We start from the raw sequence: 13,035 nt of genomic DNA on the forward strand, positions 1-13,035 counted from the left end.
ATCTCCATGCCTCTCGCTAAAAGCCATTTAGGCAGGATCAAATGGCAAGATCAATGATGAATTTTACGCAAAATCCGAGCGCGACCGTTGACTCTCTGGGCGCGATTTGAATGGCCGGAGGGTTGCGGAGAAGAATCCCAGTTGAATCAATGGGATTCAAAATCCATCTATTTCTGATGGTACGATTCAGAGAAAAAATAAAAAAAACCTTGACTCAAAAAGCAGGCGGCGGGTTGGCGGAATTGCCGCCAGACTTGGGCAGACCTCTCATAAGCCTTTGTATTTCATCGGGAAAATCTGTCACGCACCTGACACGTAACCGTTACTGAGCCGGTTAACGAAGTACAAAGGACCGAGAATCACAAAAAGCCCGGTCGACCGACCAGGCTTTTGATGCATGCACGCTAAAGGTGATATTAGGCGGAGAGTGCCTTGACGCGAGCTGCCAGGCGCGAGACCTTGCGGGACGCCGTGTTGCTGTGAAGGACGCCCTTCGTTGCAGCGCGTGCGATTTCCGGCTGAGCTGCCTTCAGAGCAGCAGCAGCGACGGATACGTCACCCGTTGCGATCGCTTCTTCAACCTTGCGGATAAAGCCACGAACGCGCGAGCGGCGGGACTTGTTGACTGCGGTACGGCTAGCGATCTTGCGGGTCGCTTTTTTCGCCGAAGTTGTATTGGCCATATCATGCCTCTCTACGAATTCGAACCAAAACTCCGCCGTTGCCGCGTAGGTCCTGCGACCATCAATCCAGCAATTCGGGAGCAATAGAGGAAGCCGTCGATCAGGCTTTCCCAACTGTGGGCGGGCATATAACCGGTATAGCGCGCCTCGTCAACGCGGATTCGCATGAAGGGTGCTGCTGAATTTGCCGTTTGGCGAAGTCCCGCGTCCTTTTCGCGACCATAACCCCTCCCACTCTCCTTATAGGGATGCGTGTTCAAACATCGCCTGCAACGCCTGATCACTTCTGGCAGCGCGGGCAGTAGAAGGTGGAGCGGCCGGCTTGGGTGATACGAGCAACGGTGCCGCCGCAGCCCGGCGTGCGGCAGGGCTTATCCTCCTGGTCATAGACAGAGAAGGAATGCTGGAAATAGCCAAGCGAGCCGTCCGTCTGGATATGGTCGCGCAGAGACGAGCCGCCGGCTGCAATCGCATCGGCAATGACAGCGCGGATCGCTTCCGTCAGCAGCACCAGCTCCTTCTTCGGCCGGCCCTTGGGCGTGACGATGCTGCCCGCTGCCCTCTTCGGCGACAGGTGCGCGCGCCACAGCGCTTCGCAGACATAGATATTGCCGAGACCGGCGATCACGGTCTGATCGAGCAGCGTGCTCTTCAATGGCTGCGCCTTGCCGGAAAACCGCTTGCCGAGATACTCCGCATCGAGCGCGTTGCCGGTCGGCTCCGGACCGAGTTGCGCAAATGCCGGGTAGAGATCGAGCTCGCTGCGCTTTGCCAGATGCAGGAAGCCGAAACGGCGCGGATCATTATAGATGACCTTCAATGTCTCGTTGCCACGCTCCAGATGAAAGACGACGTGGTCATGCTTCTCGTCCTTGGAGCGCGGATGATGAAATGTGCCAAGCGCCTCTTCCTCGACCCTGAACGAGCCGGACATGCCGAGATGGGCAATGATGGTGAGATCGTCTTCGAGGTCGATCAGCAGGTATTTGGCGCGTCTTCCCAGCGCGATGATCTGCCGGCCTTCGACTGCGGCGACAAGATTTTCCGGGAACGGAAAGCGCAGATCGGTGCGGTTCAGCTGCAGCCTTGCAAGCTTTGCTCCCTCCATGGCCGGAGAAAGGCCGCGACGAACGGTTTCGACCTCTGGCAATTCGGGCATGGTCTACCTAACTTCCTGTTTCAACGATGCCGCCGGTGCTCTATAGACCGGGCGGTAATCCACCACATAGCGTCCGGAAACCGGTTTCGCTATGGTCCGCCTGGATAGAGACACCGAGGAGCTGCCCATGACCGAAGCCCGCACCCGCGCCGAAGGCGGAATGGAAACCTCCTATGGCTTCCGCCAGGTGGCCGATGGGGAAAAGCAGGGCCTCGTCAACGACGTATTCCACAAGGTCGCCAAGCGCTATGACGTGATGAACGACGTCATGTCGGCGGGCATGCACCGGGTGTGGAAGGACGCGATGATTACCGCGCTCAATCCGCGCAAGGATGCGAGCTACCGGACGCTGGATGTGGCGGGCGGCACCGGCGACGTCGCATTCCGCATCGTCGAGGCCTCGGGCCTCAAGGCCCATACGACGGTGCTCGATATCAATGGCTCGATGCTGGCCGTGGGTGCCGAGCGGGCGCAGAAGAAAAAGCTGTCCGGCAATCTCGATTTCATCGAGGCGAATGCAGAATCCCTGCCATTCGAGGACAATTCCTTCGACGCCTATACTGTCGCCTTCGGGATCCGCAACGTTCCGCGCATGGACGTGGCGCTGTCTGAAGCCTTTCGCGTGCTGAAGCGTGGCGGACGGTTGCTGGTTCTGGAATTTTCGGAAGTGGAGCTTCCGCTGCTCGACAAGTTCTATGACGAGTGGTCGTTCCGGGCGATCCCGCGCTTCGGCAAGATGATCACCGGTGATTCCGAGCCCTACCAGTATCTGGTGGAATCGATCCGCAAATTCCCCAACCAGGAGAATTTCGCAGCGATGATCCGGACTGCCGGTTTTTCGCGTGTGAGCTACACCAATTATACCGGCGGGATAGCAGCCCTGCATTCCGGCTGGAAGCTCTGAAGCGATGAGCACGATCGGCGCTTATTTCCGGCTCGCCCGCGTCGGCTGGGTTCTTGTCCGCGAAGGCGTGGTTTCGGCCCTGCCGACCCAGGACCTGCCGCCGGCCGTCGGCATTCTCAAATCCATGCTGGAGCCGCTCACCCGTTTTCGGGCGAAGAAGCAGCCACGCAGCGAAAGGCTGACCCGCGCCGTGGGAAGGCTTGGCCCTTCCTATGTGAAGATCGGCCAATTTCTCGCCACCCGCCCGGATGTCGTCGGCGTCGACTGGGCCGTCGATCTTGCCATGCTGCAGGACCGGATGGCCTTCTTCCCCACGGATGCTGCAAAAACCGCCGTCGAGACCTCGCTTGGCCGCCCGATCAGCGATCTCTACACATCGTTCCACGAGCCGATCGCGGCCGCCTCGATCGCGCAGGTGCATCCGGCCGAAGTGAACGGCAAAAAGATGGCCGTGAAAGTGGTGCGCCCCGGCGTGCGCCAGCGTTTCGCAAATGACATCGAAGGCATGTATGTGGTTGCCCGCATGCAGGAACGGCTGATGCCCTCCAGTCGAAGACTTCGCCCGATCGAGGTGACGAAGACGCTGGAACAGACCACCAAGATGGAAATGGACCTGCGCCTTGAGGCTGCGGCCCTTTCCGAAATCGCCGAAAACACGAGGGACGATCCCGGTTTCCGCGTGCCCGAGGTGGACTGGGAGCGGACCGGTCGCGATGTCATCACCATGGAGTGGATCGACGGCGCCAAGATGAACGACGTCCCGGCGCTGAGGGCTGCCGGCCACGATCTGGAAAAGCTCGCAGAAGTGCTGATCCAGTCCTTCCTGCGTCACACGCTTCGCGACGGCTTCTTCCATGCCGACATGCATCCCGGCAACCTCTTCGTCGAGCGGGACGGTACGATCGTCGCCGTCGACATGGGGATCACCGGACGGCTGGGCAAAAAGGAACGACGCTTCCTCGCCGAAATCCTCTACGGCTTTATTACCCGCGACTATATGCGTGTCGCCGAGGTGCATTTCGAAGCGGGCTATGTGCCTGCGCATCACGACGTTGCAGCCTTCGCGCAGGCGATCCGGGCGATCGGCGAGCCGATCCACGGTCAGCCCGCCGAAACCATCTCCATGGCCCGGCTGCTGGCGCTGCTGTTCGAAGTGACCGACCTGTTCGAGATGCAGACCCAGCCGCAGTTGATCCTCTTGCAGAAAACCATGGTCGTCGTCGAAGGCGTGTCGCGCATTCTCGACCCGCGTTTCAACATGTGGAAGGCCGCGGAACCGGTCGTCGGCCAGTGGATCCGCGACAATCTCGGCCCCAAGCGCATCGCATCCGACCTCAAGGACGGGATGAAGGCGGGCCTGAAGCTCGCCGAAGCCTTGCCGGAGATTGCCGCCAAGACGGAAACCCTGCACCGGGAACTCGTTCACATGAGCGAACACGGCCTGCGTTTCGACCCCGAGACGGCGGACGCAATCGGCAAGGCGGAAGCCCGGCACAGCCGCTCCGGCCGCTGGGCACTGTGGATCATCGCGATCTCGCTCGTCGTCATCGCCTTCGCCGTCGTCTGAAAAGGCGCGTTGCGACATCAGATGTCCAGGTTCTGGGATATACCTTGGACGACAGGATGAATTAGTGTGCGGGCAAAAAGGAATGCCATGTCCGCCGCACCCGAAAACCCAGACCGCATCACAATCGAACTCACCGGCCAGCCGATCGGCTTTGCCGAGCTGATCAAGATCGGCCGTGGCGAAGTTACCGTGACAGCCAGTGCCGAAGGGCTTGCCCGTGTCGCTGCGGCGCGGTTGGTGCTGGAGAGCACGATTGCCGAGGGCACGCCCGTCTATGGCGCGACGACCGGCGTTGGTGCGATGAAGGACGTCGCGTGGTCGCCGGAAGAGCTCGACGCTTTCAATATCGGGCTCGTCCGGGCCCATCACTTCGGCACCGGCGAACCGTTTCCGATCTGCGTCGTGCGCAATGCGATGGCGCTCCGCGTCAACACGGCGCTGACGGGCTATGTGGGCTGTTCGACCGAACTGGTTCAGGCCTATCTTGAACTCCTCAAGGCCGACGTCATTCCGATCGTGCGGCGCACCGGCTCGATCGGCTGCGCGGATATCGGCCTGATGGGGCAGATCGGTGCTGTCCTGACCGGCGTCGGCGAGGCTGTCTTCGAGGGACGCCGCCTGCCCGCGGCGGAAGCCTTTGCGGCGGCAGGCATCGCGCCCATGAAAATGGCGCCGCGCGACAGTCTTGCCTCACTCAGCGTCAATTCCGTCAGCTTTGCGGCCGCCGCCGACGCGACGCGCACGGCGGCCTGCGCCATCCGCACGCTGCTTGCCACCGGCATGGCCGCTTCCGGTGCCATGGGCGGCTCCCGCGATCCGTGGATTGCCGTCACCCATGTGGGCACGCCGCGCGAAGCGATGATCGGAAAATGGCTGTGCAACGCATCCGAAGGCTGGGACTGGCCGAAGGCGACGCAAATCCAGGACCCGTTGAGCCTGCGCATGATCGCGCAGGTGTTCGGCACCGTGTTTGAAAGCGTGCTGACCGCCGGCCACAAGATCCTCGCGGCAACGGGCCGCTCCGACGACAACCCCGTGATCGTCGACGGCCGGGTTCTGACATCAGGCGGTTCACTGCCGCTCGACGTTACGGTGCTCCTGGAATCGGCGTCGCTGACGATGGCGCATGCGGCACGCAATGCCTTCAACCGCTGCGTTCTTCTTGGAAACGGCCAGCGCCGCGACCTTCCGGTCAACCTCGTTCCGCATGGCGTGATCGCGACCGGCTTCGGGCCTATCATCAAGTTGGCCGGCGAAATCTTTTCGCGCGTGCTGTCGATGACCAACCCGGTTTCGGCGCAGTCGCTGGTGGTGGCCGGCGGCATGGAGGACGAGGCAGCGTTTCTGCCGCTGGTGATCGAGCGGTTCGAGCGACAGGTGCAGGCCCTGCAGAGACTGGCGGCGCTTGAAGCGCTGCTTGCTGCCCAGGCGATGGATATCCACGGCGACGAGCCGGGTGGCGCGGTCAAGCTGATCTACGATGCCGTACGCCGCCATGCAGCCTTCTACACGGTCGATCGGCCGCTTTCGGCGGAGGTTGAGGCGATCGAGGCAGAACTCGCGTCCGAGGCCTTCCTGACAGAGCTGATCGCCATCTCGCCGATCCATGCGATCGACGGTTTCTTTGCGCTTGGTGGCTTCGGCATGCAGGGCGTACAACCCACGCAAGCGTGAGCGTAATGCGCCTTTATTCCGCCGGGTTCTTCAGACTTTCTTGAAGGAATATAGTCCTTTCGCGTGCCCCAGGTGGCCATTTGGAGTTTGCCCATGGCGCTTGGCGCTTCCCGACGGCTGCAGGACGGCGTCGTTGCCGTCGAAACGATGACGCGATTTGCGCTGGCAGTGCTGGCGCTGGCATCGGGCGTCTATACCTATCTCGGTGCCCGCACCATTCTCGACGGGTCGCCGACGGCGGTGTTCTTTGCCGCGATCATCTATTCCGTGTCGGTGTCGGTCGGCATCTATGCCTTCTGGTCCTACATGGCGCGGTTCTATCCGCATATCACATCGCGGACCGGGCGCACGGCAATGCTGGCAGTGATGGCCGCAGGTGCCGTGATGATCATGGCGATGTCGAGCTGGCTGAACGCTGCGGCACTTGCCGGTTCGTCCGCCGTCGAACAGCACCTTTCCGAAACCGTGGAAGCCTATACGGCCGATCTCGACCGCGCGCACCAGAACGCGATCGCCGCGCAGAGCCTGCTGCCGGATATCCAGCGCGCTGGTGAGCGGTTCTCGCAGCTTTCCGGTGTCGAGCGCCAGTCCGGCTCGCTGACCGGCACCACCGGCTCCGGCAGCGTGGTGCAGTTGCTCACCCAGATGTCGGCCCAGATGAAATCGCTGGAAGGCAATATCAACGGGTCGCGCGAACAGGTGGCCGATCTTTTCGAACAGGGCCAGAAGCGGCTGGAGGCAATGCGCGGACTGGTCTCGGCGCCGGGCGACATCGGACCCCGCGCCGACCAGTTCTCGACCGAGGCCGTGGCGCTGACGGGCGTCGTGTCCTCGCTTTCGCAGACATCGATCGCGCCGTCCATCCGTCGTGCGGCAGACGATCTGGCGATCGGCTTTATCGCGCCGGTGCCGGATGGGGCAGCGCCAGACCTCGTCAACCGCCAGAACCAGGTGATGGAGACGGTGAAGGCTTCGGTGACCGCGCAATCCAAAGCGCTGGCCAAGGCTGCCGACGAGATCCTGTCGCGTCCGACTGTCGGAGAACGGCGCTTCGTGCCGCTTTCGCCGGCCGGCGCCGTTCTGGAGTATGCCGGCGACTTCATTCCCGCCTGGGCCGGTGCGATCTCCATTGATCTTCTGCCGGGTGTGATGGTGTTCATCCTGGCCGTCGTGCATGGCGCGATCCGCCGACAGGAAGACCCGCTTCCATTTGCCGAGCGCATTACCGCTGCCGAGCTTTTGCAGGCGCTGGAAGTCCAGCGCGCCGTCAGTGCCAGCGGCATGAGCGTGGAACAGGCGACCGCTGCCATGGAAAAGCCCGAGACATCCGAGGAGGATGAACGATTGGCCGAGGCGAAGGCGGACGAGGTGAAGGCGGAACAGGCAAAGGCCGACGAGAATACCAATATCACCAGTCTCGATCCGAAATCGCGCCGGGACCGCAGCCATGAGGATCGGTGAGGCAATCCGCCGGCTCGACGACGGTGTCATCCTGAGCGGCGTCTTCTATCTCATGCTCGGCATTTCCGGCATTTTCCTGGTGACCGACATTCGCGAGATCGCGACCGCAAAGCCCGAGAGCCCGGGGTACGATCCGATGCGCGAGACGGATCCCGTGCTGCCACCAGCGCTGACCGAGGGGCGACCGGCAGCGCCGCCCGTCGAGCCTTCAAGCCCGGCAAACGTGCTGCGCAAGGCGATGACCTTCAACCTGACAACGGGTGGCATTCTGAAGGCTGAAGGAGCGATCGAGCCGGGTGCCGCCGAGCGCTTTGCGACCGAGATCGAAGCCCGCGGCGAATATGTGAAGACGGTGTCGCTCAACTCCCCCGGCGGCTCGGTGGGCGACGCAATCGCCATGTCGAAGCTGATCCGAGAGAAGAAGCTGGCCACGCTTGTGGTGACCAAGGGGCTCTGTGCTTCCTCCTGCCCGATCGTGTTTGCCGGTGGTGTCACGCGGGTGGCCCAAAAGGATGCGGTGATCGGCGTGCACCAGGTGTTCAACGGCGGCCGCAACAGGCCGAGCGCCGACGAGGCGATGTCCGGCGCACAGGCGACCACGGCGCGCGTCTCGCGGCATCTGGAGGAAATGGGGATCGGCTCCGGCCTGTGGCTGCACGCACTGGAGACCCCGCCGGACCGACTGTACTATCTGACGCCGAAGGAAATGACGGATTTCAAACTGACGACCCCGCCGGCTCCCGCCGTCAACGCGTCCGCCAAGAAGAGCTAGCTTCGCTGCGTGATACTGCGCGACAGCAGTGCTGCCGCGAGCGCGAGCGCCAGCATGGTCCCGGTAAATGCCGATACGGCCCACCAGCCATCGGCGCTCCAGAAGTGGCCGCCCACCGAGCCGGCGACGCTCGAGCCCAGATAATATCCCAGAAGATAGAGCGAGGAGGCGTGGCCCTTGGTGCCTTTCGCCATCCGGCCGACCAAAGCACTTGCCACAGAATGGGCGATGAAGAAGCCGGAGGTGAGCAGGACGATGCCGAGAATGATCAGCGGCAGCGGCGTGGCGAGTGTGATGACGACACCAGCAAAAGCCAGGACGATGCCCGTGAGCATGACGGCGAAATGGCCGAAGCGATCCCCAAGAATACCCGCGGCCCAGGACGCGACGATACCGAACAGATAGACCGTGAAGATGAGGCCGAGCTCCGTCTGATCGAGACTGTAGGGTGCGTCCACCAGCCGGAAGCCGATGTAATTGTAGATGGTGACGAACGCGCCCATCAGCAGGAAGCCGATGGCAAACAGGAGTGCCAGTGCCGGATGGTTCAGGTGACCGAGCCAGGCATCGACATGATAGCGCAGGTTGGATTTGCGCGGCACGAAGTTGCGCGATGGCGGCAGGAGAACGAGAAAGCCGATGGCGGCGACGATGCCGAGCGCGCCCATGCCGACAAGCGCCAGACGCCAGGAGAAATATTCGGCCAGAACCCCGGTGACGACACGCCCCGCCATGCCGCCAAAGGCATTGCCGGCGATATAGAGGCCCATCGCGGCGCCGAGACCTTTCGGATCGACTTCCTCCGACAGATAGGCCATGGCGACCGCCGGAACGCCGCCGAGCAACAGGCCTTCCAGCGCACGAATGATCAGAAGCAGGTTCCAGTTCGGCATGGCGGCGCAGGCGATGGTGCAGATCGAGGCGCCGAGCAGAGACACGAACATCAGGCTGCGGCGGCCGAACCGCTCCGACACGGCGGCGGCGCAAAAGATGGCGACCGCCAGAAAGCCCGTCGACAGCGACAGGGACAGCGAGCTTGCCGCCGGACTGACGCCGAAGTCACGCGCGAAGATCGGCATGAGCGGCTGGACGCAGTAGAGCAGCGCAAAGGTTGAAAAGCCCGACATGAAAAAGGCGAGGCTTGCTCTCCCATAGGCAGGCGTGCCGCGGACAAGATAGAGCTTCTCACCCTCCCCCTCTTCTGCAAGAGCTTGACCGTTCGGTGCCGCTGACAAATCGGCGTTCAGGGATGCGGAGGCGGGCATGGGGAATTCGACCTTTCAGGTCTATCAAAGGTAGCCAGTCGGTTCCCATTAATCCAATATATGGCGCAGGCGTTCTCGATAGGTTTTACAGATACCGATGGAACTCAGGCATATCCGCTATTTCCTCGCTGTCGCCGAGGAGCAGAATTTCACGCGGGCTGCGGCACGGCTTGGTATTGGCCAGCCACCGCTCAGCCAGCAGATCCGCGACCTCGAAACCGAGATCGGGGCAGCACTTTTTCACCGGGTGCCGCATGGTGCGGAATTGACTGCGGCCGGGGCAGCCTTTCTGCCCGAAGCGCGGGCTTCGCTTGCGGCAGCAGAGGCTGCGAAACTTTCTGCCCGCCGTGCCGCGCGCGGCGAGACAGGCAAGCTGGCGCTGGGCTTTACCGCGTCTGCGGCCTTCAACCCGGTCGTAACCGGCGCGATCCGGCGTTTCCGGAGCGAGTGGCCGGGCGTTGCGCTGTCGCTGGCGGAAATGAACAGCAACTGGCTGATCGAGAAACTGGAACGCGGCGAGATCGACGCAGCCTTTATCCGTCCAGGGTTGGAAGACCCGAAGGCGGTACGGCTAAAACGTCTGGCGGACGAGCCGATGCTGATCGCACTGCCGGCGCACCACGAGCTTGCGACCTTAAGCACCGTGCCGATTGCAGCGCTTGCAGGAGAGCCCTTCGTGCTGTTTCCGCGCACGGTGGGTCTCAGCCTGTTCGACGATATCCTCAGCGCCTGCCGCGATGCGGGGTTCGAGCTCAACGTCACGCAGGAAGCGCCGCAGATCCCGTCCGTGGTCAATCTGGTTGCCGCAGGGCTGGGCGTCTCGATCGTCCCGGGCTCTATCACGAAGATCGCCATCGAGGGCGTCGTGTACCGGCCGATCGAGGGGCCGGGACCGGTGGCGCGACTGGGCATCGCCGTGATGAAGGCACAGCGTTCCCCGATCGCGCTCAACCTGTTCGAACTGGTCTAGGCTGACCGGTTAGCCTTTGATCTCGCGTTCGCAGAAGGTGATGCGGTTGCTGAACGGATCCGTCACCGAAACCTCCAGACCCCAGGGCGCCTGGTGCAGCCCCGGCCGCATATAGGCGTAGTCCTTGGCATTGAGTTCCCTGTGGAGCGCTGCAGCACCGGTGATGGGGACAAACACGCGGGCACCCGGCGAGGCATCGCGCGCATGTTCGGACAGATGCATCAGCATGCCGCTGCGCGATATCTGGCAATAGAGCGGTGCGTCGGGAGCGAACCGATGCTCCCAATCGACGCTGAAGCTTAAGAACCCGCAATAGAACTCCATCGCCTTGCCGACGTCGAAAATGCGGAAGATCGGGATGGCCGGCTGGATCAGGGTCTGGCTTGACGCAGGTTCGACCGACTTGAAATCATTCATTGCGACCGCCGTTCATCGGAGTTTCACCACTCTTGCTGCAGGACGATTGCATGTTCAAGAACAAAACCCTAGCTTCCGGTCACTTCGAAAGCGGGCGGGCTATGGAACTCAAAGACAAGCGCATCCTTCTCATCATCTCAGGCGGCATCGCGGCTTACAAGAGCCTCGACCTGATCCGGCGGCTGCGCGAACGCGGGGCCTCGGTGCGGCCGGTCATGACGCGGGCTGCCCAGGAATTCGTGACGCCGCTTGCCGTCGGGGCACTGTCGGGCGGGCATGTCTATACGGAGATTTTTTCGCGCGAGGACGAACAGGATGTCGGCCATATCCGGCTGGCGCGCGATGCGGACCTTGTGATCGTGGCACCGGCAAGTGCCGACCTGATGGCGAAGATGGCCCATGGAATGGCGGATGATCTGGCAAGCGCCGTTCTTCTGGCAACCGATCTGCCCGTGCTGGTGGCACCTGCCATGAACCCGAAAATGTGGTCGGCCGCACCGACGAAACGCAATGCCGAGACGCTGAAGGCTGATGGCATCCATCTGATCGGGCCGATGGTCGGCGAGATGGCTGAGAGCAACGAGGTAGGTGCTGGCCGGATGGCCGAGCCGCTTCAGATCGTTGCTGCAGCGATTGCGCTGCTGGATGCTTCGCCGAAGCCGCTTTCCGGCAAGACGGCGATTGTGACCTCCGGCCCCACGCACGAGCCGATCGACCCGGTGCGCTACATTGCCAATCGCTCATCCGGCCGTCAGGGCCATGCGATTGCCGCGGCCCTCGCTAAACTTGGTGCCGATGTGACGCTGGTTTCAGGCCCAGTAACGATCCCCGATCCCGACGGCGTCACGACGCTGCATGTGGAGACAGCGGCTGAGATGCTCGACGCCGTGACGAGCCGTCTGCCCGCCGATATCGCCGTGATGGTGGCGGCCGTTGCCGACTGGCGGGTGGCGTCTTCGACCGACCAGAAGATCAAGAAGATGCCGGGCGAAGCGCCGGCGCCGCTGCTGCTGACCGAAAACCCGGACATCCTCAAAACCGTCGGGCATCACAAAAAGCGTCCCACTCTCGTCGTCGGTTTCGCCGCCGAGACGCAGAATGTCGAAGAGAACGGGCGCTCGAAGCTTCAGCGCAAGGGTGCAGACCTGATTGTTGCAAACGACGTCTCTCCTCAGACCGGCGTCATGGGCGGCATGCGCAATCAGGTGAAGATCATCAGCAAGACCGCGATCGATGCGTGGCCCGATCTTGGCAAGGACGAGGTTGCGATGCGGCTGGCCGAGCTGATAGCGGCCCGCCTCGCATAAGGATCACGCAGCCTTCGACAGCGCCTGCGGCTGGAAGAGCAGTGCCTGCATGCCATCCGGGCAGACCTTGACGGCGCTGCCGTCTGGAATTTCTACCCAGGTATCGGCCTCGTCGTTCAAAGGTTCGGACACCAGGCAGTAGCCGGTCTTTGATCCATCCGCATCCGACCCCTTGCCCGTCATCGGTGCGGCATAGAGGGTCGGTGGCTTGTGATCCGTGGCATAGCGTACCGCATAAAGCTGGCGGCCGTTGGAAAAGCATGCGGTGAAGCGCACGAGTGCCGTGCCAAGCCGTTCCATCGAGATGTCTTCGACGGCGGCGATCGCCTTTTCCATCGCACCCAAGGGATCGGTATCCATGCCGAACTGCAGCGCCAGAAGGAAGAGAAGCTCGGAATCGGTCGATCCGGTCCGGGCCGAGAACAGTTCGTCCGATAACAGGCTTTCGAGCGGCCGGCGGATCGCTTCGAAGCTCGCGACCTGGCCATTGTGCATGAAGGACCAGTGGCCGTGGACGAAGGGGTGACAGTTGTCGCGCCGTGTTGCGCCCGTCGTTGCGGCGCGGACATGGGCAAGGAACAGCGGCGAGCGGATCTGCCGTGCGATACTGCGCAGATTGCAGTCGGACCAGGCCGGAAGGATGTCCCGGTAGCGGCCGGGCTCAGGCCTGTCGCCATACCAGGCGATGCCGAAACCATCGCCATTGGTGGCGGTCTTTGCGCGTGTGGCACAGTGGGATTGCTCGATCAGGGAATGGGCGGGCGAAGAGACCAGTTCTTCCAGATAAAGCGGTTCACCCCGATAAGCTGCCCAACGACACATCTGTCTTTCTGCTCCACTCTGTCTGCCTGCAACG

Annotated in this window: 11 protein-coding genes and 1 pseudogene; 7 read left to right on the forward strand and 5 right to left on the reverse strand. The window is 62.3% G+C overall.

Going from position 1 to position 13,035, the window contains the following annotated elements:
* Window positions 1-416: 416 nt before the first annotated feature.
* Together rpsT and mutM are read right to left on the reverse strand one after the other, a co-directional pair.
* Window positions 417-683 (reverse strand): 30S ribosomal protein S20, encoded by a 267-nt coding sequence (gene rpsT / locus ACQY1L_RS13440; RefSeq protein WP_062454038.1) that lies wholly within the window; start codon window positions 681-683, stop codon window positions 417-419.
* Between the two features lie 280 nt (window positions 684-963).
* Window positions 964-1,842 carry a bifunctional DNA-formamidopyrimidine glycosylase/DNA-(apurinic or apyrimidinic site) lyase gene (mutM, locus tag ACQY1L_RS13445; protein ID WP_062454039.1) on the reverse strand — a complete coding sequence of 293 codons (879 nt, stop codon included), beginning with the start codon at window positions 1,840-1,842 and terminating at the stop codon, window positions 964-966.
* 127 nt (window positions 1,843-1,969) lie between these two features.
* On the opposite strand from mutM, the gene ubiE reads away from it, so the two are divergent.
* The 5 genes from ubiE (at window position 1,970) to ACQY1L_RS13470 (ending at window position 8,220) form a co-directional block, all read left to right on the forward strand.
* A complete protein-coding gene (gene ubiE, locus ACQY1L_RS13450; protein ID WP_174195505.1) occupies window positions 1,970-2,746 on the forward strand; it encodes a bifunctional demethylmenaquinone methyltransferase/2-methoxy-6-polyprenyl-1,4-benzoquinol methylase UbiE in 777 nt (258 codons plus the stop codon).
* A 4-nt stretch (window positions 2,747-2,750) separates the two neighbouring features.
* Window positions 2,751-4,313 (forward strand): 2-polyprenylphenol 6-hydroxylase, encoded by a 1,563-nt coding sequence (ubiB, locus tag ACQY1L_RS13455; protein WP_430241178.1) that lies wholly within the window; start codon window positions 2,751-2,753, stop codon window positions 4,311-4,313.
* 87 nt (window positions 4,314-4,400) lie between these two features.
* The gene (locus ACQY1L_RS13460) at window positions 4,401-5,987 is read left to right on the forward strand and encodes an aromatic amino acid lyase (RefSeq protein ID WP_430241180.1); all 1,587 of its coding nucleotides are present in this window, start codon (window positions 4,401-4,403) and stop codon (window positions 5,985-5,987) included.
* Between the two features lie 93 nt (window positions 5,988-6,080).
* The gene (locus ACQY1L_RS13465) at window positions 6,081-7,448 is read left to right on the forward strand and encodes a hypothetical protein (RefSeq protein ID WP_430241182.1); all 1,368 of its coding nucleotides are present in this window, start codon (window positions 6,081-6,083) and stop codon (window positions 7,446-7,448) included.
* Window positions 7,435-8,220 carry an ATP-dependent Clp protease proteolytic subunit gene (locus tag ACQY1L_RS13470; RefSeq protein WP_430241184.1) on the forward strand — a complete coding sequence of 262 codons (786 nt, stop codon included), beginning with the start codon at window positions 7,435-7,437 and terminating at the stop codon, window positions 8,218-8,220. The genes ACQY1L_RS13465 and ACQY1L_RS13470 overlap by 14 nt, the downstream gene beginning before the upstream one ends.
* On the opposite strand, the gene ACQY1L_RS13475 is transcribed toward ACQY1L_RS13470, so the two are convergent.
* Window positions 8,217-9,485 carry an MFS transporter gene (locus ACQY1L_RS13475; RefSeq protein ID WP_430241186.1) on the reverse strand — a complete coding sequence of 423 codons (1,269 nt, stop codon included), beginning with the start codon at window positions 9,483-9,485 and terminating at the stop codon, window positions 8,217-8,219. The genes ACQY1L_RS13470 and ACQY1L_RS13475 overlap by 4 nt on opposite strands.
* Window positions 9,486-9,582: 97 nt before the next feature.
* Between ACQY1L_RS13475 and ACQY1L_RS13480 the strand changes: the two genes are divergently transcribed.
* Window positions 9,583-10,455, forward strand: a complete 873-nt coding sequence (locus tag ACQY1L_RS13480) for a LysR family transcriptional regulator (RefSeq protein WP_430241188.1) — start codon at window positions 9,583-9,585, stop codon at window positions 10,453-10,455.
* Window positions 10,456-10,464: 9 nt separating this feature from the next.
* Here ACQY1L_RS13480 and ACQY1L_RS13485 read toward each other — a convergent pair.
* A pseudogene (locus ACQY1L_RS13485) lies at window positions 10,465-10,827 on the reverse strand (glyoxalase superfamily protein); the annotation flags it as partial.
* A gap of 146 nt (window positions 10,828-10,973) precedes the next feature.
* Between ACQY1L_RS13485 and coaBC the strand changes: the two are divergent.
* A complete protein-coding gene (coaBC, locus tag ACQY1L_RS13490; RefSeq protein WP_430243963.1) occupies window positions 10,974-12,179 on the forward strand; it encodes a bifunctional phosphopantothenoylcysteine decarboxylase/phosphopantothenate--cysteine ligase CoaBC in 1,206 nt (401 codons plus the stop codon).
* Window positions 12,180-12,182: 3 nt separating this feature from the next.
* On the opposite strand, the gene ACQY1L_RS13495 is transcribed toward coaBC, so the two are convergent.
* Window positions 12,183-13,001: a class II glutamine amidotransferase gene (locus tag ACQY1L_RS13495; protein WP_062454047.1), complete on the reverse strand. Its 819-nt coding sequence runs from the start codon at window positions 12,999-13,001 to the stop codon at window positions 12,183-12,185.
* Window positions 13,002-13,035: the final 34 nt, after the last annotated feature.

Origin of the sequence: Neorhizobium sp. DAR64862/K0K3, assembly GCF_050500185.1 — a bacterium.
Taxonomy (GTDB): Bacteria; Pseudomonadota; Alphaproteobacteria; order Rhizobiales; family Rhizobiaceae; genus Neorhizobium; species Neorhizobium soli.